Source organism: Micromonospora sp. NPDC050784 (assembly GCF_044456765.1).
In the GTDB taxonomy this organism is placed as follows: domain Bacteria; phylum Actinomycetota; class Actinomycetes; order Mycobacteriales; family Micromonosporaceae; genus Micromonospora; species Micromonospora foliorum.
This window is the reverse complement of the sequence record NZ_JBITGG010000001.1, coordinates 271,695-294,077: the sequence shown is the minus strand read 5'-3', so window position 1 is coordinate 294,077 and position 22,383 is coordinate 271,695. Positions and strand designations below refer to the sequence as shown.

Here is a 22,383-nt window from a genome sequence, read left to right as displayed (position 1 = left end):
CGCTGCCCTCCCGCCCGGCCGATCGACGGTTGATCATTCGAGCGTACGGCAGCGTACGGTGGCTTATGTTGTGTTTTGTCGATTTGGCCTGGTGCGACCGGCCAGCAGCCCGCGCGGTCGGATCGAGCGCACCGGCTCGGCCGCGCCACCCACGGCGCGCAGGATGTGGTTCGCGGCGATGATCCCGGTCGCGGCCGAGCGTTCCATCAACGCGCTCGGGAAGTCCGTGGCGATGCCGTCGCCGGCCAGGTAGAGGCCGTTGGCGTCGGTGCGTACCCCCGGTCGCCAGGCGTGGCTGCCCGGCGTGAACGCCGGCGCCTGCGCCTCCACCCGGGCGCGCACCTCGCGGACCCGCAGGTCGCCGGCCTCCGGCCACAGCGCGACCAGCTCGCGGCGCATCCGCTCGGCCAGCTCCTCGGCCGGTACGCCGGGCTCGCAGGCGTACGCGTGCAGCTCGATGACCGACCCGCCGGTCCGCCGCGCCCAGCGCCGCGGCTCGTTCTCCAGCCGGTGGTAGAGCGTCACCGAGTCCAGAGTGGGCTGGCGGGACACCCCGCTGAACACGGCCCGCTCGGCGGCCACGTCCCCGTCACACCAGTACCGTGCCACCGCGTACGGCGGGCCGGGGGTGCCGAAGGCCGGCATCCGTGCCGCCAACTCGGGGGCCTGCTCGCTCAGGTCAGGGGAGGCGGCGACCAGCGCGGCGAGCGCCGGCGGATCGACGGCGAGCACGACGTGACCCGCCGGATGGCTGCCGCCGTCGGTGGTCGTCACCCGCCAGCCATCGGCGTCGCGGTGCACCCCGGTAGCGGCGCAGCTGGTGAGGACCCGACCGCCGTGCTTCTCCACATGCCGGGTCAGCGGCTCCCAGATCGCCGTGGCGTAGTCCTCGTCGGGGCAGTCGAAGGCCAACCCCTCCGGGTTGCCGAGCAGGTAGAAGTGGAACTGCGCGACCATCTCGGCGGCCGACATCTCCGCCTCGTGGTTGAAGAACGAGTGCGAGAAGACCTCGAACAGCATCGCCCGCGCCCGGTCCGGCAGTCGCAGCGACGCCAGCAACTCGTCGGCGGTGGTGTCGTCCAGGTCGGCGTAGGTGCGCACCGGGTCGTAGCTGAGCAGCGGAAGCGCCGCGTCCCGGTCCATCAGTCGCAGGTCGGCCAGGCGCAGGCTGGGGCTGCGCAGCAGCAGCGCGAGCAGGTTCGCCGGCGGCGCGGGCGGCAACCTGCCGAACTCCTCGGTCGGCCACTGCGCGCTGAGAATCGGGTAGCCCGAAATGGGCTTGAGGAAGCCCAGGTCACTGTCGACCCGACGGAGGATGGACCGCCAGTTGTAGTACTGCCGGAAGAACGCGTGGAAGCCGTGCTCGTTCCGCTGGCTGCCGTCGGCGAGCGCCTCCGGCCAGGCGCCCAGTCGACCGCCGAGCGTCGGTGCCGCCTCCAGCACGGTGACCGCCACACCCCGTTCGGCCAGCACCACCGCCGCCGACATACCGGCGATGCCGCCACCCACCACCAGCGCCGTGGTCGGTCGCGGCACGCGGTCGGCGCCACCGCCGCCCGGGTCCACCTGGTGCTGCCGTACGCCCATCAGCCGACCCACCACTTGCGACAGCGCCATTGGCCCAGTCTGCCCCACCCGCGGCTCAAAGGCCTGTTCACAGCCCTAGTCGGCGGGTAGGCAACGGCGGGGGCGGTCGGAGGCCGGCCAGACGTACTCCAGATCCTCCGGCACGTCGTCGCCGAACAGCGGGCGGTAGTGCGCCGGGTCCTTGCGCAGCAACGACGAGCGGTGACTCAGGTGCAGGTCGTCGCGACCCAGCCACGGCGGCAGTTCACCGGCTCGGGCCAGCTCGTCCTGGGTCCGTACGACGCCGGCCCCGCAGGCGGCGGCGAGGTCGACGGTCATCGTGGCGGCGCAGGTGTCGGCCCGCCCCGGCTCGGTCCAGACCGCGCACATGTCCAGCCCGTAGCGGACGAGCGCCTCCTCGTACCCGGCCCACATCTTCACGGCCGGGTGGTTGCGCCAGCCGTACCCGGGTCGGGTGAGCCCGCGCAGCACCTGGATGGCCTCCACCCGCTGCTTGCCCAGCCGCTTCTGGTCCAGCGTGCGGGCGCTGGCCAGAAAGCCCGGGTACGGGAGGAACGTCTGCATGGCGCTGCTCTACCCGTCGCCGGGACGGACATACCTGGACACGGGATGATCCGGGCGGGGTCGCCCACCGTGGCCGTGCTGATTACGATCCGGGCATGGCGGAGCCGTGGCGGGACCGGGCGCGACGGGCGGTCGAGTGGAACTGGCGGCTGCGGTCCGTCGGTGATCCGCGCCCGCACTACGTGATCTGCGGGAAGGACGCGCTCGCCTACTACGTGGCCCGGGCGATGCTCGAATCCGAGTTGCCGACGGGTGGGGCACGGGTGACCGTCGTGGTGCCGGAGCGTTACCGCAGCAACGGGCCGGACGTGGCCGGGCTGCGCGGAGTCCGGGTGGTCCGCTCGGACCGGCTGGACGTGGCCACCTTCGAGGCCGCCGGCCTGGCCGGCGCGACCGGGCTGGCCCTGCTGCACCAGGACGACGTGGGCAACCTGTACGCCGCGCTCTGCGCCCAGGCTGTCGACCAGCGGGTCCGCCAGGTGCTGAGGATGTTCAACGGCACGCTCGCCGACGGCGTACGCAAGCTGCTCAAGGCCCCGGTCGAGGTGCTCTCGGACGCCGAGATGGCCGCGCCGGCCTTCGTGGCCGCCGCGCTCAACGAGGTCGACCCCAGTTCCTTCCAACATCGGGACAAGACGCTGCGGGTGGCGCGGCGGGCCGACGTCCGACCGCAGGACGTGGTCTGCGCGTTGGCGCACCTCAGCGAGGCGCAGGGGGTGGAGCTGCTGCCTGCCGATCAGGCCGGGGCCGACCTGGTGCTCGCCGAGGCGACCGGCCAGCCGCCGGGCACCGAGGTCGCCGCCCGTCGGCTGGTCCGCGCGCGGCGGCGGCGTCGCCCGGTCACGGTGGTGATGGGAGCGGTACGCGGCTTCGCCACCCGCAAGATCGGCATCGCGGTGATGGTGGTGCTCGCGCTGATCGCGGTGCTGGGAGCGCTGATCTCCCGTGCCGAGGACGTCTCTCCGCTGGAGGCGCTGTACCTGACGCTGGTCACCACCCTCAGCGGTGCCGACCCGGACACCACCAAGACGGCGGACGCCCAGATCATGCAGGTGGTGCTCAACCTGGCCGGGTTGGCGCTGATCCCGCTGATCACCGCCGTCGTGGTCGACGGCATCGTCAACGCCCGGCTGGCCCTGCACACCGGCCGGTTGCAACCCGCGCGGGTCGGGCACGTGGTGGTGATCGGCCTGGGCAACGTCGGCACCCGGGTGATGGCGCAACTGCGCGAGTACGACGTCGAGGTGGTGGCGATCGACAAGGACCCGGAGCCGCGCGGCGCGGCCCTGGCCCGCCAACTGGAGGTGCCGCTGATCGTCGGCGACGCCGCGTTGCCGGAGACGCTGGCCGCCGCCTCGGTGGCCGACTGCCAGGCGCTGGTGGTGGCGTCCACCGACGACGTGGCCAACCTGGAGGCGGCGCTCGCCGCCCGCGATCTCCGTGCCGACCTGCGTGTGGTGCTTCGGCTCTTCGACGGTGACTTCGCCGAACGGGTGGAGGAGACGTTCGCGCTCGGGGTGTCCCGGTCGGTCTCCTACCTGGCCGCCCCGGCCTTCATCGGGGCGCTCACCGAACGCGCAGTGATCAGCACCATCCCGGTCGACCGGCACGCGCTGCCGGTCGCCGAGGTGCCGGTCGCCCCCGGCTCCGAACTGGACGGCCGACCGCTGGACATGGTCAACCGGGACGGGCAGGTTCGGCTGATCGCCCGTACCCCGGCCGGCGGTGCTAAGACGATCTGGTGGAAGGACCTCGACCCCCGGCAGGTGATCTTCGCCGGTGACCGGCTGACCGTGGTCGCCCGGCGGCGGGGGCTGGACTGGCTGACGCGACAGTGCGCCCCGCCGGCCCACTCGGGGCCGGTGCCTCGGCCGGGCGGGCCGATGCACGGCGGGTTGAAGATCCCAGCGGCGGCGTCTCCTCCGGTGCCCGGCCCGACGGACTCCGGGGTCGCCGCGTCCGCGGCCGGCGCGGTGCATCCTGTTCCTCCCGCCGGAGGAGATTCCTCGACAACCACTGGCGGCCCAGCCGACGAATTCGAGCTGACCCGTCGGCATGACGGGACCGGTGAGGCGAGCTGACGCCACCCAGCGCGGCCGGAACCGGGCGGCATTGCGCGACAATCCAAGACATGCGTTTCCGCATCCTGGGGCCGACCCAGGTGGTGCTGGCCGACGGGCGAGAGGTTCCCGTGGGCGGTCCGCGGCTGCGCGCTCTGCTGGCGCTCCTCCTGCTCGACGCGGGGCGGGTGGTCTCCGCCGAGCGGCTGATCGACGGCCTGTACGGCGAGCATCCGCCCCGGGGCGCGGCCAACGCGCTCCAGTCCCAGGTGTCGCGGCTGCGTCAGGCCCTGCCCGCCGAGCATGATCCGGTCGAGTTCCACCCGGCCGGTTATCGCCTCGCCGTGAATCCCGACGATGTCGACGCGCACCGGTTCGAACGGCTCGCTGAGACGGGGCGTCGCGCGCTCGCCGACAGCGACTGGCCCCGGGCGGCGACCCTGTTGCGCGAGGCGCTGGAGTTGTGGCGGGGTCCCGCCCTGGCCGATGCGATCGGCGCAGCCGGCGCGTCCGCGCAGGCGGCCCGGCTGGACGAGCTGCGGCTGGCCGCCATCGAGGATCGGGTCGAGGCGGAGCTGGCGTTGGGCGCGCACGGCGCGCTGGTCGCGGAGCTACGCGAGTTGGTCGTCGCGCATCCGTTGCGGGAGCGGTCACGCGGTCAGCTCATGCGTGCCCTGGCGGCACTGGGTCGACCGGCGGAGGCGCTGGCCGAGTTCGAGGACGCCCGGCGCACCCTGGCCGAGCAACTCGGCGTCGACCCGTCGGCGGAGCTGGCTGCCGTCCACCTGGCGGTGCTGCGCGGTGAGGAACGCGGGTCGCCCGAACCGGCACTGCCGAATCAGCTCACCACGTTCGTCGGGCGGGAGGAGGAGCTCAAGCGTCTCGGCGGGCTGCTCGGTGAGCGCCGGCTGGTCACCCTCACCGGTCCCGGAGGCGCGGGCAAGACGCGCCTGGCGATCGAGGCCGGGGGCCGCGTCGACGGGGAGGTCCGCTTCGTCGAGCTGGCCGGGCTGGCCGACGGTTCGGACGTACCGCAGGCGGTGCTGAGCGCGCTCGGCCTGCGCGACGCGGGGCTGCGTGCCCCGGCCGAGTCGGGCTGGCAGACCACCGATCGGCTGGTCGAGGCGCTCGCCGAGCGACGACTGTTGCTGGTGCTCGACAACTGCGAGCACGTCCTCGTCGACGCGGCCCGGCTCGCGGCGCGGCTGCTGAGCGCGTGCCCGGCGTTGCGCGTCCTGGCCACGAGTCGGGAGCCGCTCGGGCTGGCCGGTGAGGCGCTATGCCCGCTGTCCGGGCTCACCCTGCCCCCGCTCGGCGCGTCCGCGCTGGACGCCGACGAGTACGCGGCGGTCGGGCTCTTCGCCCAGCGGGCCGTCGACGTCGCGCCCGACTTCACCGTCACGCCGGCCAACGTCGAGATGGTGCTGCGGATCTGCCGCAGCCTGGACGGCCTGCCGTTGGCGATCGAGTTGGCCGCCGCGCGACTGCGGGCGCTGTCCGTCGCCGAGGTGGCCGCCCGTCTCGACAATCGGTTCGGACTGCTGTCGACGGGCAGCCGGGCCGTGTCGCCGCGACACCGCACCCTCCGGGCCGTGGTCGAGTGGAGTTGGGACCTGCTCGACGACGCCGAACGGGAAGTGGCCCGACGGCTGACCATCTTCGCCGGTGGGGCCACGCTGGAGGCGGCCGGGCGGGTCTGTGGCCTGCCCACCTCCGAGTTCGTCGATGCGCTCACCGGTCTGGTTGACAAGTCCTTCGTGGAGATGGCCGGCGGCCGGTACCGGATGCTGGAGACGGTGCGGGCCTTCTGCGCCGAGCGTCTCGCCGAGGCCGGCGAGGCCGACCAGCTCCGTCGCGCGCACACCGCGTACTTCCTGGAGTTCGCCTGGACCGCCAGCGACCAGCTACGGTGCGCGGAACAACTGCACTGGCTACGACGGCTCGACGCGGAGCGGGACAACCTGCATGCGGCGTTGCGGCGGGCCACGGCCGCCGGCGACGCGTCCGACGCGGCCGGGATGGTCGCGGCCCTGTCGTTCTACTGGTGGCTGCGCGGCATGCGCGGGGAAGGGGCGCGGCTCGCCGCCGACGTCCTCGAACTGCTCGGCACCGAAGCGCCGCCGGGGCTGAGCGAGGAGTTCGCCCTCTGCGTCTACAACGCCTCGCTCGCTGGCTCCAGCCCTCTGCCGTCCCTCGGGACGCAGCGGTCCGTGATCCGCAGCCTCGACCGGGCGCCCCGACAGCCCTTCCTGCTGTACCTGTCGGGGATCTCGACCGGACCGCCGTCCGGCGGAGCCGATCACGTCGACGAGCTGATGGGGGAGCTGCGACGGCTCGTCGGCCCGGACCCGTGGATCAACGCGCTCGGCGCGATGGGCAGCGGCTCGGCGCTGATGTGGAGCGACCAATGGGACCGGGCCAGGGCGGCGCTGGCCACCGCGCTCGACGGCTTCCGCGGCACCGGGGACCGGTGGGGCACCATGATCACGCTCGGTGCGCTCGGTGAACTGGCCGCCTGGCAGGGCGATCCGGAGACGGCGGGCGCCCACATGGACGAGGCCATGGGATTGGTCGAGGCGCTCGGGTCGGCCGTCGACCAGGCCGACATGCTGCGTACCCGGGGCGAGATAAGGCTGCGCGCCGGTGACCTCGCGGCGGCGCACGACGACTTCGCAGGCGCGCTGGTCCTCGCGCAGCGCAGCGGCGCGCCCGAGTTCGTGGCCAGCGCCCGGCTCGGCCTCGCCCAGGTGGCCCGGGTACGCGGGGACCTGGCCGCCGCGAGGCGGTTTTGCGAGGAGGCGCTGACCGGCGGTCTCACCGGCTGGTACGTCGGCGAGGCCGCCCGTGCGGAGATCATCCTCGTCCTGAAGGAGATCACCGAGGCGGAGAAGCCCGGTGCGCCGCCGTCAGCGGACGGTGCGTGACCGGTAAGCGCCCCACCGCACCGTGGGGGCATGACGACATTCGAGGTGGTCGCCGAGGGTCTGGGCAAGCGGTACGGTCCGACCCGCGCGCTCGACGCGTTCGACCTGACCGTGCCGGCTGGCACGGTCCACGGACTGTTGGGACCGAACGGCGCGGGCAAGACGACGGCCGTACGGATCCTCACCACGCTGCTGCGCTTCGACACGGGAAGAGCCACCGTGGCCGGGTACGACGTGCTGCGCCGGCCGGACGAGGTGCGCGCCCGGATCGGGCTGACCGGGCAGTACGCCGCGGTCGACGAGATCCTCAGCGGCCGGCAGAACCTGGAGCTGTTCGGCCGGCTGTTCCGGCTCGGCCGACGGGAGGCTCGCCGACGCGCCGCTGAACTGCTGGAACGGTTCGGGCTCGACGAGGCGGCGAGTCGGTCCGCCGGTGAGTACTCGGGCGGGATGCGTCGCCGACTGGACCTCGCCGCCAGCCTGATCCGCACGCCGCGGGTGCTCTTCCTGGATGAGCCGACGACCGGCCTGGACCCGCGCAGTCGCAACCAGGTGTGGGACCTGGTCCGGGGTCTCGTGGCGGACGGGACGACGGTGCTGCTCACCACGCAGTACCTGGAGGAGGCCGATCAGCTCGCCGACCGGATCTCGGTGATCGACGCCGGTCGGGTGGTGGCCGAGGGCGCGCCGGACCAGTTGAAGGCGATGACCGGTGGCGACCGGATCGAGGTGGTGGTCCGCGAGGCGGACGAGCTGAGCGACGCTGCCCGCCTCGTCGCGTCGATCTGCGGTGCGGAGCCTGAACTCGACCCGGAGGTCCGACGGCTCAGCGTGCCGGTGGTCGATCGCGTCGCTGGCCTGGTCGACGTGGTACGCGCGCTGGACGACGCCGGGATCGCGGTCGAGGACATCGGCCTGCGGCGCGCGACGTTGGACGAGGCGTTTCTGCACCTGACCGGGCACCGGCCGGACGAGGCCCGCGAACCGGTCGCCGCCGGACGAAAGGCGGACGTGGCATGACCACCGCTATCGCTGACGGCTGGACGATGACCAGGCGGAACATGACCCACGTGATCCGCGCGCCGGAGGAGCTGATCCTCTACTTCTCGCTGCCGATCATGTTTGTCCTGGTCTTCGGGTACGTGTTCGGCAGCGGCATGCAGGTGTCCGGCGGTGGCAACTACCGCGAGTTCCTGCTGCCGGGGGTCTTCGTGATGACGATGCTGTACGGGCTGGGGGCCACCGCGACCGGCGTCGCGTTGGACCTCAGCCGGGGCGTGGTCGACCGGTTCCGGTCGATGCCGATGGCGCGGTCCGCCCTGATGACCGGTCGCAGCGCCGCCGACCTGCTGCGCGCCCTGCTGGAGATGTCCACCTTGTTGATCTGTGGCCTGCTCGTCGGGTGGCAGTGGCGCCAGGGGGTCGGCAAGGCGTTGCTCGCCGTCGGCCTTCTCCTGCTGCTGCGGATCGCGATCACCTGGGTCGGGATCTACCTGGCGTTGCTGGTCCGCAACCCGGACACAGTCGGTGTGATCGTCTTTCCGGCGGCGTTCCCGTTCACCGCGATCTCCAACGTCTTCGTGTCGCCCGAGCTGATGCCTTCTGTCATCGGGACGATCTCGGAGTGGAATCCGTTGTCGGCCACCGTCGCGGCAATCCGCGAACTGTTCGGCAACCCGGGCCTGGGTGGCGACTCCTGGCCGGCGGAGCACGCGATGCTGTTGGCGGTGCTGTGGCCGGTGCTGCTGATCGCGACGTTCGCCCCGCTGGCCGTGCGCCGCTACCGGCGGCTGAGCCGCTGAACCCCTCTCGCGCCGGTGGCCTCTCCGGGTCACCGGCGCGCGAGGCGGAGCGCGTACCAGGCGGCACCGGCCGCGAGCACACCGAACCCCGCCAGCACGCTGGTCACGGGCAGGTTGACCGCGAGCAGCAGACACCCGGCCAGCCCCAGGCCGGCGAGCACCTGCACCGGCAGCCGACGAGCAGACTCCCGGCCCAGGGTGAGCGCCGCCGCGTTGGTGATCGCGTAGTAGACGAGCACCGTGCAGCTGGAGAAGCCGATCGCGTCGCGGACGTCGCCGAGCAGCACCACCACGATCACCACGGCGGCGACCGCCAGCTCGGCGCGGTGCGGCACCTGGTGCACCTGGTGCACGGCGGCCAGCGCGCCGGGCAGGTCACGACGGCGGGCCATGGCGAGGGTTGTCCGGCCGACCCCGGCGACCAGGGACAGCAGCACCCCGACGACCGCGATGGTGGCACCGGCGCGGACCACCCACGCCAGGGCGGGCAGCCCGGCGGCGGTCACCACGTCGGCCAGGGGCGCTGCGGAATCGGCCAGCCGGTCGGCGCCGAGCACGCCGAGCGTGACCACGGCCAGCACCAGATAGATCACGAGCACCACGCCGAGCGCGAGCGGCACCGCGCGCGGGATGGTCCGCTGCGGATCGCGGACCTCCTCACCGAGGGTGGCGATCCGGGCGTACCCGGCGAAGGCGAAGAACAGCAACCCGGCGGCGGTGAGCACGCCCCGCGCCGAACCGCCGGGCTCGCCGAGCCGGTCCAGGTGCACCGGCCCACCCACCAGGCCGACGACCGTGACGAGGGCCAGCACCGCGAGCACCAGCCCGACCAACACCCTGGTCACGGCGGCGGTCTTGCCGATGCCACGCAGGTTCACGGCGGTCACCGCGAGCACCGCGCCGACGGCGACCAGCCGGGCCTGACCCGGCCAGAGGTACGCCCCGACGGTCAACGCCATCGCCGCGCAGCTCGCCGTCTTGCCGACGACGAAGCCCCAACCGGCCAGAAACCCGGCGAACGGCCCGAGGCGCTCCCGGCCGTAGACGTAGGTGCCGCCGGACTCCGGGTACCGGGCCGCGAGCCGCGCCGAACTGGTCGCGTTGCAGAAGGCGACGAAGCCGGCCAACACCAACGCGGGCAGCAGGCCGGCGCCGCCGGCCGCCGCCACGGCCGGACCGAAGACCACGAAGACGCCCGCGCCGAGCATCGAGCCCAACCCGATGACAACCGCATCGGGTACGCCCAGCCGCCGCGCCAGTTGATCCACGAAACAAACCCTAGGGGTACGAGGTGAACGGCCGATCCCGCCCGCGTAGCCGGCCGGGGAGCGGCACGCCGTCCCAGGGCACCCGGTGCAGCAGCCGGTCCAGGATCAGGCCCAGCAGCAGCCCGGCCACCGAGTCGGTCAGCCAGTGCCAGCCGAGGTAGGTGGTGGTGGTGAGGACGACAAGCGGCGGCACGATGCGGATCATGGTGACGAACCGGGCTGGTAGGTGGCGGCCGAAGCTGCGGGCCAGCGGGGCGAGCAGCAGCGCGATGACGCCGTACCAGACGATGGCGTTGGCGACGTGCCCCGACGGGTAGGACTGGGCGAATCGGACCGGCAGGTCGTCGTGGAACAGCGGCAGGGTCTGCTCGGGCGTCAGGAACGGCTCCTTGACGCTGGCGCTCGGTGCCGCCCGCGCCGTCCAGATCTTGAGCGGACCGATCGTCAGGTTGGTCAGCACGAACGCGACCACCGGCGGCAGGATCGGTCGCACCGACCGCAGCCGGACGGCCAGCAGCACGCCCAACCCGGCGGCGATCAACGTGAGCGGGGTGCCCTGGCCGAGGAAGTTCAGCACCCGAGCCACCCAGTACGCGGCGGCCGGCCGGTGCCCGTCGGCCCAGTCGGCGACCGCCCGGTCCAACCCGAAGAGTTGGTCGGCGGCGAGCGCCACCGTCAACCCGACCAAACCGACCAGCAGGAGCGCGTCGAACCACCAGCCGGCCGGGCGGACGGGCCGTAGCCGCAGGTCACGTCGTACCGCTGTGGTTTTGAGCACGCGACCACGCTACCGGCCCGGCGCGAGGCCCGGGTGTACGGCGCTGTGGGCCCAACCACGATCAGGGGCGGATGCGGGGGACGACCAGTCATGCTTGTGCCCGTGCGGATCACGTCTGCCCTCGTGGACCCGGCGCTGCTCGACCTGCCCTGGTCGACACCGCTGGAGGAGTGGCCTGCCCAACACCTGGTGGCGCTGCCGCAGGGCATCTCCCGGCACATCGTCCGGTTCGTCCGGTTGGGCGAGTACGTGTACGCGTTCAAGGAGACCCGCGAGCGGATTGCCGAACGCGAGTACGACCTGCTCCGGGCCCTGGAACGGATCGACTTCCCCTCGGTCGAGGCGGTGGCGGTAGTCGCCGACCGGCAGACCGAGGACGGGGAGCCGCTCGAATCGGTGCTGATCACACGGCACCTGCAGTTCTCGCTGCCGTACCGGGCGCTCTTCTCGCACACCCTGCGGCCGGAGACGATGAGCCGGCTGCTCGACGCGCTCGCCGCCCTGATCGTGCGGATGCACCTGACCGGCTTCTTCTGGGGCGACTGCTCCCTGTCGAACACGCTGTTCCGGCGGGACGCGGGCGCCTTCGCCGCCTACCTGGTCGACGCCGAGACGGGTGCCCTGCACAACGCGCTCTCCAACGGTCAGCGTGGTGAGGACCTGGAGATCGCCCGGGTGAACATCTTCGGTGAGGCGCTGGACCTGCAGGCCGCCGGCCTGCTGCACGAGTCCATCGACCCGGAGGTGGTGTGCGAGGAGGTCGTGCAGCGCTACGAGCGGCTCTGGCACGAGATCACCTATGAGCAGGCGATCGAACGGGAGGCCCGGCACGACATCGAGGGCCGGATCCGCCGCCTCAACGAGCTGGGCTTCGACGTCGCCGAGGTGGCCATGTCGTCCATCGACGACGGGCGCTTCCTGGTCCGACCGAAGGTCGTCGACGCCGGCTACCACACCCGGCGGCTGCTGCGGCTGACCGGGCTGGACGCCGAGGAGAACCAGGCCCGCAAGCTGCTCAACGACCTCGACGCCTACCGCGCGGAGAGCGACCTGATCGACGAGCAGCAGGCAGCCCACCGCTGGCTCACCGAGGTCTTCGAGCCGGTGGTCCGGGCCGTTCCCGCGCACCTGCGCCGCAAGCTGGAGCCGCAGGAGCTGTTCGCCCAGATCATCGAGCACAAGTGGCTGCTCTCCGAGCAGGCCGGTCGGGACGTCGGGATGCGCCACGCGGTCCAGTCGTACCTGTCCGACGTGCTGGTGCACCGCCCCGACGAGCAGGCAGTCCTCGGCGTCGAGGTCCCCGCCATCGGCTGAGCTGGGCCTCCGCCTGCTCGGCCTGACGTCGGGGCGTCACTCCACCCAGGAGCCTCCGCGCAGCACCCGCACCACGTTGAGGTCGTCGTCGAGCACCACCAGATCGGCGCGGAGACCCACCTGGAGCGCGCCGACTCGGTCACCCAGGCCGATGGCCCGCGCCGGCGTGGTGGCCACCATCCGTGCGGCGTCGGCGATCGGGATTCCGGCGTTCACCGCGTGGCGCAGCGCGGCGTCCATGGTCAGGGTGCTGCCGGCGATCGCGCCGTCGCGGGCGAGCCGGGCCACCCCGTCGGCGACGGTGACGGCTTGCCCGCCCAGTTCGTACTCGCCGTCGGGCATTCCGGCGGCGGCCATCGCGTCGGTGATCAGCGCGGCGCGGTCCGGGCCGGCGGTCGCCGTGACGAAGGTCAGCATGCCGTCGTGCAGGTGCACCCCGTCGGCGACCAGCTCGCAGATTACGGTGGGCGCGTCGAGCAGGGCCACCACCGGCCCCGGCTCGCGGTGATGCACCGGCCGCATCCCGTTGAACAGGTGGGTGCCGACACTCGCGCCGGCGGCGATCGCGGCGCGGGTCTGCTCGTACGTGGCGTCGGTGTGGCCCACGGCCGCCACCACCCGCTGCGCGGTGAGCAGCTTGATCGCCTCCAGCGCGCCGTCGCGCTCCGGGGCGAGGGTCACCATCCGGACCGCGCCCCGGCCCAGCTCGATCAGCTCGGTCAGCTCGTCGGTCGACGGATCGCGCAGGTACTCCGGGTTCTGCGCGCCGCAGCGGACGGCCGACAGGTAGGGCCCCTCGAAGTGGACCCCCGCCAACACGCCCTCGTCGACCAACGGCGCGAACGCCTCGGTGGCCGTACGCATCAGTGGGAAGGGTGCGCTGACCAGGCTGGCCAGCAGCGTGGTGGTGCCGTGTGAGAGGTGGAAGCCGGCCGCCGCGCGGGCCTCGTCGGCGTCACCTGTGGTGAAGGTGTGCCCGCCTCCGCCGTGCGTGTGCATGTCGACGAAGCCGGGCAGGATCCAGTGCCCGTCGCGCACCGACGGATACTCGGCCACCGCTGTGATCCGATCGCCGTCCCACTCGACGCAGCCCTGTCGGACGACTCCGGTCGGGGTCACCACTCGGCCGTTCACCCGTACGGTCATCGCTTCTCCTGATGGTCACGGACACCCACGGCGTCCAGGGCGAGCAGGGCGGCACCGAGGCAACCGGCCTCGTCGCCGAGGGCTGCCGCGACCAGCTGCGGCTCCCGGTGGAAGGTCATTCGTTCGTGCAACGCCGCCCGCAGCGGGGCCAGCAGCCGGTCCCCGGCCTGGGCCAGGCCGCCGCCGAGCACGATCGTCGCCACGTCGAACAGCGCCTGCCCGCTGGCGAGGCCATCGGCGAGCGCCTCGATCGCCTCCTGCCAGACCTGGCTGGCGAGCGGTTCGCCGGCCGCGGCCCGTTCGGCCACCTCGGCCGCCGTCACCGGCGCGTCCGGTGTCCCGCCGGCGAGTTCGGCGTAGCGGCGGCCGATCGCGGCGGCTGACGCGACCGCCTCCAGGCAGCCGGGCCGGCCGCAGCCGCAGCGCGGACCGTCGGGCCGGACCATGATGTGGCCGATCTCCCCGGCGGCGCCGTGGGCTCCCACGGCGGCCGTGCCGTCGACGACGTGCGCGGAGGCGATGCCGGTGCCGATCGCCACGAACAGCACGTGCCCGGTCCCGCGTCCGGCGCCGAGCCGGGCCTCGGCGAGACCACCGACCCGCACGTCGTGGCCGAGCGCCGCCGGCAGGCCGAGCCGCCGCACCGTCAGGTCCCGCAGGGGTACGTCCCGGAAGCCCACGTTCGCCGACCAGACCGCGACTCCGCGTGCCTCGTCCACCACCCCGGGCACGGCGATACCGACCGCGATCGGGGTGAGGCCGTCGGCGCGAGCCTTGTCGGCCAGCCCACCGGCCACGTCCAGGATGGTGCCGACCACGGCGGCGGGACCGCGGGCGGCACCGGTGGGGTGCCGCTCGGTGCGCACCACGACGCCGTCCGGTCGGACCAGGGCGCACTTCATGCCGGTGCCGCCAACGTCCAGCGCAACGACCACGCGGTCGCTCACGCGGTCGCTCACGGTGTTACCTCGGTTCGCGACTGCGGGGCTCGCAACCCCGGCTCACTCCTCGCGCTCACGCCAACACCACGGATCGGGTCAGGTGTCGGGGCGCGTCCGGGTCGAGGCCCCGGCTGGTCGCCAGCGCGACCGCGAAGCGTTGGGCCAGGATCAGGTCGGCCATCGGGTCGACCGGGGTACGGCCGGCGGACCAGCTGCCCAGCACCGTGCGCCAACCGTGCGTGCGGCTGTGCACGAAGGCCGCGCCGGTGGCGGCCACGTCCTCGGGCAGCCCGTCGGGCAGCTCACCGAACGCCCAGACCAGCCGGCCCGGCGCGGCGACCGAGATGGGGCCGTGCCGGTAGTCCATCGCGGGGTACGCCTCGGCCCAGAAGGTGGCCGCCTCGCGGCACTTCAATGCCGCTTCCTGGGCCAGCCCGACCGTCCAACCCCGACCGAGGAAGGTGGCCTGCTCGATGGTGGCCGGGTCGATCGGCAGCGGGGACCGCACCGCCACCTCGGCGTCGGCGGCGAGCGCGCTAACCAGGTCGCCGAGCTGGGCCCGGAGCAGGGCCAACGCGGTGGTCGCGAAGCGGGTCTGCACCACCGACCGTTCGTCGGCGAAGGGCATGGCCACGGTGGCGCTGGCCAGCTCGACCGCCGGGGAAGCGGGGTCACCGACGATGACAGTGGTGGGTGTCTGTCCGCGCAGCGCGGCGAGAAGTTCCAGTACCTCGGTGGTGGTGCCGGAACGGGTGATCGCGATCAGCCGGTCGTAGCGGCGGCCGGCGGGGAACTCGGACGCCTGGAACGCGTCGGTCTCACCCTGGCCGGCCTGCTCGCGGCGGGCCGCGTACGCCATCGCCATGAACCACGACGTGCCGCAACCGACGACGGCGACCCGCTCCCCGGGACGCGGCAGGTCACCGCGTACCACCTCGGCCAGCCTGGCCGCCTCCCGCCAGCAGTCGGGCTGGCTCGCGATCTCCGCGTCCACGTACGCCATGGGAAACTCCTCGCAGGGGCGATCGGTGCGCAATACGGCTCGTTAGGCCCGCATTTCGCGCGTTATTCTGCGCGAACGCGGGTGACCATGGCAACCGACCGGTCGATCGCGCAGGTCAGCTTTTTGCGCCAGCCTAGTTTCGCGCACTAGTGTGCACGCAATCAATCACCGTCCGTGCAAGTTGCTGGGAGGACCCCCGCAGTGGACCGGTACGCCAGATGGAACGCCCTGCTCGAAATGCTGACCGACAACGGCCGGGTCAGCGTCGAGGCGGCAGCCGAGCGGCTGGACGTCTCTCAGGCCACCATCCGGCGTGACTTCGACCAGCTCGCGCAGCAGCAGATGATCACGAGAACCCGGGGCGGCGCCGTCGCCAACGGCGTGTCGTACGACCTGCCCCTGCGCTACAAGACGGCCAAGCACTCGGCCGAGAAGCAGCGGATCGGGGCGGCCGCCGCGGCGCTGGTCACGCCGGGCACCGTGGTCGGCCTGAACGGCGGCACCACCAGCACCGAGGTGGCGAGGGCGCTCGCCGTGCGACCGGATCTGAACACCAGCGCCGAGGGTGCCCAGCTCACCGTGGTGACCAACGCGCTGAACATCGCCAACGAGCTACTGGTCCGATCCCGGATGAAGGTCGTGGTGGCCGGTGGCGTGGTGCGCCCGAAGTCGTTCGAGCTGGTCGGCCCGCTGGGCGGGGCGCTGCTGCGCGAGGTCACCCTGGACGTCGCCCTGCTCGGCGTGGACGCCATCGACCCGCAGCTCGGCGCCGCCGCCCACCACGAGGGGGAGGCGGCGATGAACAACCTGATGGTGGCCCGCGCCAAGCGAGTGGTGATCATCGCGGACTCGTCCAAGCTGGGGGGTCACGCCTTCGCCCGGATCTGCCCGGTCGAGCGGGTGGAGACGCTGGTGACCGACTCCGGTGCCGCTCCGGAGTTGGTGGACGCGTTCCGCGCCGCCGGCGTACAGGTCGTTTGCGCCTGAGCGGTCACGCTCCGTCGATGAATTAGCCTGATCGGCGCGTCGATGCATACCGGGTATTGCGCGCTCCTGCATACCGCGTATGGTGTCGGCTGTCACGCCCACCCATCGGGGGAGGTGCAGCTTGCCAGCTGTCCTGGAGATCGAAGGTCTACGTAAGACGTACAAGAGTCGTCGACGCGGCACCCGCAACGCGCTCGACGGCTTCGACATGCGGGTCGACGCGGGGCAGGTGCACGGCTTCCTCGGCCCCAACGGGTCCGGCAAGACCACCACGCTGCGTACCCTTCTCGGCCTGATCCGGCCCGACGGCGGCCGGATGGCGCTGCTCGGGCACGAGGTCCCCGACGCGCTGCCCACGGTCGCCGGCAAGGTCGGCGCGATCGTGGAGAGCCCACAGTTCTTCCCGCACTTCACGGCCCGGGACACGCTGTCCCTGCTCGCGGGGGCGGGGGAGGTGCCGGCCGTCCGGGTCGACGAGGTGCTGGAACTCGTCGGGCTACGCGACCGGTCCGGCGAGCGGGTCAAGACGTACTCGTTGGGCATGAAGCAGCGGCTCGCCGTGGCCTCGGCCCTGCTGAAGAACCCGCAGTTGCTCATCCTCGACGAGCCGGCCAACGGCCTCGACCCGGGCGGCATCCGGGAGATGCGCACGCTGATGCGCACCCTCGCCGAGTCCGGTATGACAGTGGTGCTGTCCAGCCACATCCTCGGTGAGATCCAGCTGATCTGCGACTCGGTCACCATCATCTCGCTGGGTCGGCGGGTCGCGTTCGGCCCGGTCGACGAGGTGCTCGCGCAGCACTCGTCCGGTGCGGTCCGGATCCGGCTGGAAGCGGTCAGCGACCTGCCGGTGGCCACCGAGGCGCTCACCCAGGCGGGGATCCGGGTCACCGGTCACCCGGACCACCTGATGCTGGCCGGCGTCGACAAGCCGGCGTCGGTGACCCGGCTGCTCGCCGAGAAGAACCTCTACGTCAGTGAGTTGGCGCCGATCGCCGTCGATCTGGAGAGCGTCTTCCTCGAACTGACCGCCACCGCACCGGTACCCGGTCAGCACCGGCAGGTCGACGAGTCCATGAAGGTCGGCGGAACGGGTCAGCCCGGTCCCGCCGGGGGAGGGTGGGGCGCGTGAGCCTCTTTCGTACCGAGCTGCGCCGGCTCAGCAAGCGGCGCTTCACCCGCTACATGACGCTGCTCGGCCTGCTGGTGCTGGCCGCGGTGGTGGTCGGGGTGTTCTTCACCAACCAGAAGATCGACGCCGGTCAGCTCGCCCAGGCCGAGCGTCAGGCCGACCAGCAGTACCAGGAGCAGGTGCGCTGGAGCGAGCAGGAGCGCGCCGCGTGTGAGCAGGCCAAGGCGGCCGGCACGGCGACCGACGGCCGCTACCCGGACGACTGCTCGATGATCACGGCCCCGTCCCGGGACCAGATCGAGGCGAAGTGGTTCCTGCCCTCGACGTTCGACTTCAAGGAGACGTTCGACGAGACACTGATCCCGTTCGCGGCGATCCTCGCCCTGGTCGGGTTCGTCATCGGTGCGTCCTTCGTCGGCGCCGAGTGGAGCACCGGCGGCATGATGAACCTGCTGCTCTGGCGGCCGAAGCGGCTCACCGTACTGCTCACCAAGCTGGCCGCGCTGCTCACCGGCATCCTGGCGGTGACGCTTCCGGCGGCGGTGCTGTGGTTCGCCGGGTTCTGGGCGGTCGCCAACTTCCGGGGCAGCACCGAGAAGATGACCTCGGGGGTCTGGCAGTCGTTCATGCTGACCGGCGTACGCGGCGTGGTGCTGGTGTTGGTGCTCACCACCATCGGCTTCGCCCTCGCCTCACTGGGTCGGCACACCGCAATGGCCCTCGGTGGCGTGGTGGCGGTGATGGTGGTCGGCCAGTTCGGCCTGGGCATCCTGCTGTCCATGGCGAGCGTGCGGTTCGCCGAGGCCTGGCTGCTGCCCACGTACGCGCTGGCCTGGATGACGAAGACCGTCACCCTGCAGGACTGGAACTCCTGCAACGCGACCTACTACGGGGAGTGCAAGCCGGCCACGATGGACATCACCTGGCAGCAGTCCTCCGTCCTGCTCTCGGTCGGGGTGGTGGTGATCCTCGGGGCGGCGCTCTGGGCGATGCGTCGCCGCGACATCTCCTGACCTGACCGAAGTGACGCGGCGCGGCCGACCCGGCCGTCGGGGTTCCCGGCGGTGCGGACCGGCCGCGCCGCTTGCTGCGTCCCTGGTCGCCGCTGGCTAGGCTGAGCGACATGTCCGCCGACACCACCCCGGCCACCCCCGAGCCGTCCACCGACGCTCGTCCGGGTGAGGCCGCGGGTGCTGCCGGGCCGACCGTCCCGAATCCCCGACCGGCGCCGCCCATCGAGAGCGCCGACGAGCCGGCGGCGGACGAGTCGGCGCCGTCCGCTGATCCCGCGCCGGGGCTGACCCAACGGGAGCGGGCCATCCTCGCCTTCGAGCAGCAGTGGTGGCGGCACGCCGGCGCCAAGGAGCAGGCCGTCCGGGACACCTTCGGGATCTCGTCGACCCGGTACTACCAGTTGCTCAACGGCCTGCTCGACAATCCGGCCGCACTCGCTGCCGACCCCGTGCTGATCAGCCGACTCCGCCGGTTGCGCTCGTCGCGCGCCCGCAACCGCCGCCGCTGACCGCTCCGTATCTCTCCCGCACCTCTGCGGCCCGAATCCGCCTGTTCCACCCGCTCACGACCGCGCTGCCGGCCTTTCCCGCCCAGGCCCGCCGGCCCAGCCGCATGCCGGCTGACCAGGCGGGTAGGCGGGAGGCGTTCCGGGGTCGCACGCGACCTCGGGCTCAGGAAGGGAGCGGGGTATGACGGCAACGAACCAGAGCGGCACGGGACAGCAGGCCCGACAGGAGGCCTCCCGGGTCGGCCAGCAGGCCACGCAGGCCGGGGGTCAGGTCGCCCACGCCGCCGCTGAACAGGGCGGGCAGGTAGCCGCGGAGGCGCGGCGACAGGCCCAGCAGTTGACCGGTGAGGCCACCGGGCAGCTTCGGGACCAGGCGCAGACGCAGCAGCGGCGGGCCGCTTCGGGCCTGCGCGACCTGGGTCAGAACCTCAGTTCGATGGCCGAACGGGATGGCGATTCCGGGCTGGCCGGTCAGGTGGTACGCAAGGCGGCCGACGCCGCCCAGCAGGCCGCCGGCTGGCTCGACCAGCGCGAACCCGGCGAGGTGCTCGACGAGGTCCGCACGTACGCGCGGCAGCATCCGGCGACGTTCCTCGCGGGCGCGGCGGTGGCCGGGCTGCTGGTCGGGCGGCTCACCCGTGGCCTGACCGCGCCGGCCTCGGGCAACGGCCAGGGTGGCAGCGCCTCCGGTGCTCCGTCACCCGCGCAGGGCGCACCGGCGGACGCCGGTCAGCAGCCGTACGTGGGGACGGCACGGGCGCAGAACGTCCCGGCCGCTAGTCGGCAGCAGTCGGACCTGCCCGGCGGGGTGGCGCCGTGAGCGCCCCGGAGAAGGAACGGACCCAGGCCTCGGTCGGCGAACTGCTGAGCGAGGTGACCCGGGACGTCTCCACTCTGGTGCGCAAGGAGGTCGAGCTGGCCAAGGCCGAGCTGCGCGAGGAGGTCAGTCAGGCGGGCAAGGCCGGCGGCATGTTCGGCGGTGCGGGGCTGGCCGGGTTCCTCGCGGTGCTCTTCGTGTCGTACGCCCTCTGGTGGGGGCTGTCCAACACGATGGACCAGGGGTGGGCGGCGCTGATCGTCGCGGTCCTCTGGGCCGCCGTGGCCGGTGGTCTCTTCATCAACGCCCGGACCCAGCTGAAGCGGGCTCGTGCGGTTCTGCCCCGGACGCAGCAGACTGCCCGGGAGCTGCCGGACGCCCTGCGGGGTCGGTGAACGAGTCGGGAGGGAACAGGTCATGTCCAGTGATCCGGATCGGATCCGGCGGGAGATCGAAACCACCCGCAACGAGTTGAGCAGTGACGTCGACGCGTTGACCGACAGGGTCAACCCGCGTCGGATCGCCGGTGACCGCGTCGGGCAGGCCCGCGGGGCGTTCACCCGAGCGAAGGAGAAGATGATGGGCAGCTCGAGTCACATGGGGCAGGAGACTGGCCAGCGGATGTCGCACGTGGCCGGTTCGGTCCGCGACGAAACCCGTTCACTCGGGCAGCAGTCCCGCGAGCAGGCTCAGGGCAACCCGATGGCCGCCGGTCTGGTCGCCTTCGGAGTCGGCCTGCTGGCCGCCTCCCTGATCCCGCCGAGCGGACGTGAGCGGCAACTCGCCGGGCGAGCGCGGAACATGGTGAGTGAGCACTCCGGTGAGCTGCGCGAGCAGGCGAGCCAGGTTGGCCACCAGATGCAGGACAACCTGCGGGAGCCCGCGCAGCAGGCGGCGCAGTCGGTCCGGTCCAGCGCCCAGCAGGGCGTGTCCGCGGTACGCGACCAGGGCCGTTCGGCCGCCGGTCAGGTGCAGGGAGAGACGCATGCGGCCGTTGACGACCTTCGGCAGCGCTGATCAATTTGGTGTGCCGGGGCCGGCGCCGGTGATGCGGGTACGCTCCGCGTCCGCGCCGGCCCCGGACCGGCCGGTCAACGAGGATCTGGTCTTCCGGTTCGGGCCGTTGGTCGGTGTCCTGGACGGCGCGACCGTGCCGGACGGCTTCGACACCGGTTGCGTGCACGGGCCCGAGTGGTACGTCCGGCACCTGGCGGCCCGGATCGGCGTCGCCGAGGCGGTACGCCCGGCCGCCCGGCTGACCAGCAACCTGGCTGCGGCCATCCTCGCGGTGCGTGCCGATCACGGCGAGCAGTGCGACCTCGATCATCCGGGCACCCCGTCGAGCACGGTCTGCCTCCTGCGGGACTGCGGCGACCAGGTGGACTACCTGGTGCTCTGCGACAGCCCACTGGTCCTCGACGTCGGCGGGCAGGTCAGCGTGGTCACCGACAACCGGCTGGACGCGGCGATGGCGGAGCTGCGGGAAACCGTGGCCATGGTGCCGGGCGGCGCGGCTGACCCGGTCACCCGGTTCCGGCACGCCGTGAGCGTGCAGCGGGAGCGGATGAACCGCACCCACGGCTACTGGGTGGCGGCCTCCGACCCGGACGCGGCCTTCCACGCGGTGACCGGGACCGCGCCCCGGAACGGTCCGCGGGCGCTACGGCGGGCGGCGCTGCTCAGTGACGGCGCGTCCAGCGCGGTGGAGCAGTTCGAGCTGACCGACTGGGCTGGTCTGCTGGACCTGCTGAGCGCCGACGGCCCGGGCGCGCTGATCGACCGGGTGCGGGACGCCGAACGTGACCACCCCGATCGACTGCGCCGGCACAAGTCCACCGACGACGCGTCGGTGGTGTTCTGCGAGTTCGGGTCGGCGGTTTGAGCGTGCGACACCCGGTCGGGTGACGACAGAGCGTGATGTGGAACACCCGGGCCGCCCGACCGGCCGGTACGCCTGTCCGGACCGCCAGTGGATGGCCAATGGGGTGGACTTCGGCCGATGAGGGCGGCAGACTGCGGCACGTGGCGGGTGCGGTCCGGCTGGAGCCGGTGGACGAGCGGAACCTGGAGCCGTTGCTCTCCGTAGCGGCTGCGGAGGCGGAACCCGGTGATGTGATGCCTCCGGTCGAGGCCCCCGCCGGCTGGTCGCTCGCCCGCCGCGAGGCGTTCCGCGAATTCCACCGGGCGAGCTTCGGCGGGCTGGATGGCCCGACCCGTTCGCAGATGTACGCCATCATCGTCGGTGGTGAGGTGCTCGGCATGGTGCGGATGACGCGTTGTGACGAGCCCGGCACGGTGGAGACCGGGATGTGGCTCGGCCGCTCGGCGCGGGGGCAGGGGATCGGCGCGGCCGCCCTGCGGGAGCTGCTGAACGCCGCTGCTCGGGTCGGCATGCGAGCGGTGGTCGCCGAGACGACCACGGACAACATCGGCGCGGTGGCCGTGTTGCGGAAGTGCGGCGCGAAACTGCACGAGAACGGCGGGAAGGTCCGCGCCGAAATCTGTCTCGATTCGACGCCCCCCGCTCTCTGAAGCTAT

General features: G+C 72.4%; 21 protein-coding genes. 14 read left to right on the top strand and 7 right to left on the bottom strand.

Annotation, left to right across the window (positions count from 1 at the left end; translation table 11 throughout):
• Positions 1-63: 63 nt before the first annotated feature.
• Entirely contained in the window at positions 64-1,617 is a 1,554-nt protein-coding gene (locus tag ACIBD9_RS01395; protein ID WP_396713484.1) for an FAD-dependent oxidoreductase, read from the bottom strand.
• 45 nt (positions 1,618-1,662) lie between these two features.
• The gene (locus ACIBD9_RS01390) at positions 1,663-2,151 is read right to left on the bottom strand and encodes an MSMEG_6728 family protein (RefSeq protein WP_396713482.1); all 489 of its coding nucleotides are present in this window, start codon (positions 2,149-2,151) and stop codon (positions 1,663-1,665) included.
• A gap of 95 nt (positions 2,152-2,246) precedes the next feature.
• On the opposite strand from ACIBD9_RS01390, the gene ACIBD9_RS01385 reads away from it, so the two are divergent.
• The 4 genes from ACIBD9_RS01385 to ACIBD9_RS01370 are packed head-to-tail and all read left to right on the top strand — an operon-like array spanning position 2,247 to position 8,937.
• Positions 2,247-4,232: an NAD-binding protein gene (locus tag ACIBD9_RS01385; protein ID WP_396713480.1), complete on the top strand. Its 1,986-nt coding sequence runs from the start codon at positions 2,247-2,249 to the stop codon at positions 4,230-4,232.
• 50 nt (positions 4,233-4,282) lie between these two features.
• Entirely contained in the window at positions 4,283-7,135 is a 2,853-nt protein-coding gene (locus ACIBD9_RS01380) for a BTAD domain-containing putative transcriptional regulator (RefSeq protein WP_396713478.1), read from the top strand.
• Positions 7,136-7,165: 30 nt separating this feature from the next.
• The gene (locus ACIBD9_RS01375) at positions 7,166-8,155 is read left to right on the top strand and encodes an ATP-binding cassette domain-containing protein (protein WP_396713476.1); all 990 of its coding nucleotides are present in this window, start codon (positions 7,166-7,168) and stop codon (positions 8,153-8,155) included.
• Positions 8,152-8,937 (top strand): ABC transporter permease, encoded by a 786-nt coding sequence (locus tag ACIBD9_RS01370; RefSeq protein ID WP_396713474.1) that lies wholly within the window; start codon positions 8,152-8,154, stop codon positions 8,935-8,937. Before ACIBD9_RS01375 ends, ACIBD9_RS01370 begins: the two co-directional genes overlap by 4 nt.
• A 29-nt stretch (positions 8,938-8,966) precedes the next feature.
• On the opposite strand, the gene ACIBD9_RS01365 is transcribed toward ACIBD9_RS01370, so the two are convergent.
• Positions 8,967-10,205 (bottom strand): APC family permease, encoded by a 1,239-nt coding sequence (locus tag ACIBD9_RS01365; protein ID WP_396713472.1) that lies wholly within the window; start codon positions 10,203-10,205, stop codon positions 8,967-8,969.
• Positions 10,206-10,215: 10 nt separating this feature from the next.
• Positions 10,216-10,953 (bottom strand): phosphatase PAP2 family protein, encoded by a 738-nt coding sequence (locus tag ACIBD9_RS01360; protein WP_396713819.1) that lies wholly within the window; start codon positions 10,951-10,953, stop codon positions 10,216-10,218.
• A gap of 120 nt (positions 10,954-11,073) precedes the next feature.
• On the opposite strand from ACIBD9_RS01360, the gene ACIBD9_RS01355 reads away from it, so the two are divergent.
• On the top strand, positions 11,074-12,297 hold the full coding sequence (locus tag ACIBD9_RS01355) for a DUF4032 domain-containing protein (RefSeq protein ID WP_396713470.1): 1,224 nt from the start codon (positions 11,074-11,076) through the stop codon (positions 12,295-12,297).
• Positions 12,298-12,333: 36 nt separating this feature from the next.
• On the opposite strand, the gene nagA is transcribed toward ACIBD9_RS01355, so the two are convergent.
• Genes nagA through ACIBD9_RS01340 form a run of 3 tightly spaced genes read right to left on the bottom strand, consistent with a single transcriptional unit; the run spans position 12,334 to position 15,387 of the window.
• The gene (gene nagA / locus ACIBD9_RS01350; protein ID WP_396713468.1) at positions 12,334-13,443 is read right to left on the bottom strand and encodes an N-acetylglucosamine-6-phosphate deacetylase; all 1,110 of its coding nucleotides are present in this window, start codon (positions 13,441-13,443) and stop codon (positions 12,334-12,336) included.
• Entirely contained in the window at positions 13,440-14,402 is a 963-nt protein-coding gene (locus tag ACIBD9_RS01345; protein ID WP_396713466.1) for an ROK family protein, read from the bottom strand. Before ACIBD9_RS01345 ends, nagA begins: the two co-directional genes overlap by 4 nt.
• 55 nt (positions 14,403-14,457) lie before the next feature.
• Entirely contained in the window at positions 14,458-15,387 is a 930-nt protein-coding gene (locus ACIBD9_RS01340) for an SIS domain-containing protein (RefSeq protein WP_396713464.1), read from the bottom strand.
• A gap of 201 nt (positions 15,388-15,588) precedes the next feature.
• Here ACIBD9_RS01340 and ACIBD9_RS01335 point away from each other — a divergent pair, with 201 nt between their 5' ends.
• From ACIBD9_RS01335 to ACIBD9_RS01295, 9 genes are all read left to right on the top strand, one after another.
• Positions 15,589-16,374 carry a DeoR/GlpR family DNA-binding transcription regulator gene (locus tag ACIBD9_RS01335; protein WP_357494885.1) on the top strand — a complete coding sequence of 262 codons (786 nt, stop codon included), beginning with the start codon at positions 15,589-15,591 and terminating at the stop codon, positions 16,372-16,374.
• A 121-nt stretch (positions 16,375-16,495) separates the two neighbouring features.
• Positions 16,496-17,506 (top strand): ATP-binding cassette domain-containing protein, encoded by a 1,011-nt coding sequence (locus tag ACIBD9_RS01330; protein WP_396713462.1) that lies wholly within the window; start codon positions 16,496-16,498, stop codon positions 17,504-17,506.
• Positions 17,503-18,519: an ABC transporter permease subunit gene (locus ACIBD9_RS01325; RefSeq protein WP_396713460.1), complete on the top strand. Its 1,017-nt coding sequence runs from the start codon at positions 17,503-17,505 to the stop codon at positions 18,517-18,519. Before ACIBD9_RS01330 ends, ACIBD9_RS01325 begins: the two co-directional genes overlap by 4 nt.
• Positions 18,520-18,629: 110 nt before the next feature.
• The gene (locus tag ACIBD9_RS01320; protein ID WP_396713458.1) at positions 18,630-19,028 is read left to right on the top strand and encodes a DUF3263 domain-containing protein; all 399 of its coding nucleotides are present in this window, start codon (positions 18,630-18,632) and stop codon (positions 19,026-19,028) included.
• Positions 19,029-19,209: 181 nt separating this feature from the next.
• Complete coding sequence (locus ACIBD9_RS01315) at positions 19,210-19,848, top strand: hypothetical protein (RefSeq protein WP_396713456.1); 639 nt, start codon at positions 19,210-19,212, stop codon at positions 19,846-19,848.
• The gene (locus ACIBD9_RS01310) at positions 19,845-20,240 is read left to right on the top strand and encodes a phage holin family protein (protein ID WP_396713454.1); all 396 of its coding nucleotides are present in this window, start codon (positions 19,845-19,847) and stop codon (positions 20,238-20,240) included. Before ACIBD9_RS01315 ends, ACIBD9_RS01310 begins: the two co-directional genes overlap by 4 nt.
• Positions 20,241-20,262: 22 nt before the next feature.
• Positions 20,263-20,862, top strand: a complete 600-nt coding sequence (locus ACIBD9_RS01305) for a DUF3618 domain-containing protein (RefSeq protein WP_396713452.1) — start codon at positions 20,263-20,265, stop codon at positions 20,860-20,862.
• Positions 20,831-21,727: a hypothetical protein gene (locus tag ACIBD9_RS01300; protein WP_396713451.1), complete on the top strand. Its 897-nt coding sequence runs from the start codon at positions 20,831-20,833 to the stop codon at positions 21,725-21,727. Before ACIBD9_RS01305 ends, ACIBD9_RS01300 begins: the two co-directional genes overlap by 32 nt.
• Before the next feature lie 140 nt (positions 21,728-21,867).
• Positions 21,868-22,377, top strand: coding sequence for a GNAT family N-acetyltransferase (locus ACIBD9_RS01295; RefSeq protein WP_396713449.1), 510 nt, complete (start codon positions 21,868-21,870; stop codon positions 22,375-22,377).
• Positions 22,378-22,383: the final 6 nt, after the last annotated feature.

Bases quoted from the DNA above. Each gene is read 5' to 3' on its own strand.
- ACIBD9_RS01395 (WP_396713484.1), bottom strand. From the start codon at position 1,617: ATGGCGCTGTCGCAAGTGGTGGGTCGGCTGATGGGCGTACGGCAGCAC.
- ACIBD9_RS01390 (WP_396713482.1), bottom strand. From the start codon at position 2,151: ATGCAGACGTTCCTCCCGTACCCGGGCTTTCTGGCCAGCGCCCGCACG.
- ACIBD9_RS01385 (WP_396713480.1), top strand. From the start codon at position 2,247: ATGGCGGAGCCGTGGCGGGACCGGGCGCGACGGGCGGTCGAGTGGAAC.
- ACIBD9_RS01380 (WP_396713478.1), top strand. From the start codon at position 4,283: ATGCGTTTCCGCATCCTGGGGCCGACCCAGGTGGTGCTGGCCGACGGG.
- ACIBD9_RS01375 (WP_396713476.1), top strand. From the start codon at position 7,166: ATGACGACATTCGAGGTGGTCGCCGAGGGTCTGGGCAAGCGGTACGGT.
- ACIBD9_RS01370 (WP_396713474.1), top strand. From the start codon at position 8,152: ATGACCACCGCTATCGCTGACGGCTGGACGATGACCAGGCGGAACATG.
- ACIBD9_RS01355 (WP_396713470.1), top strand. From the start codon at position 11,074: ATGCTTGTGCCCGTGCGGATCACGTCTGCCCTCGTGGACCCGGCGCTG.
- nagA (WP_396713468.1), bottom strand. From the start codon at position 13,443: ATGACCGTACGGGTGAACGGCCGAGTGGTGACCCCGACCGGAGTCGTC.
- ACIBD9_RS01340 (WP_396713464.1), bottom strand. From the start codon at position 15,387: ATGGCGTACGTGGACGCGGAGATCGCGAGCCAGCCCGACTGCTGGCGG.
- ACIBD9_RS01320 (WP_396713458.1), top strand. From the start codon at position 18,630: ATGTCCGCCGACACCACCCCGGCCACCCCCGAGCCGTCCACCGACGCT.
- ACIBD9_RS01315 (WP_396713456.1), top strand. From the start codon at position 19,210: ATGACGGCAACGAACCAGAGCGGCACGGGACAGCAGGCCCGACAGGAG.
- ACIBD9_RS01305 (WP_396713452.1), top strand. From the start codon at position 20,263: ATGTCCAGTGATCCGGATCGGATCCGGCGGGAGATCGAAACCACCCGC.
- ACIBD9_RS01300 (WP_396713451.1), top strand. From the start codon at position 20,831: ATGCGGCCGTTGACGACCTTCGGCAGCGCTGATCAATTTGGTGTGCCG.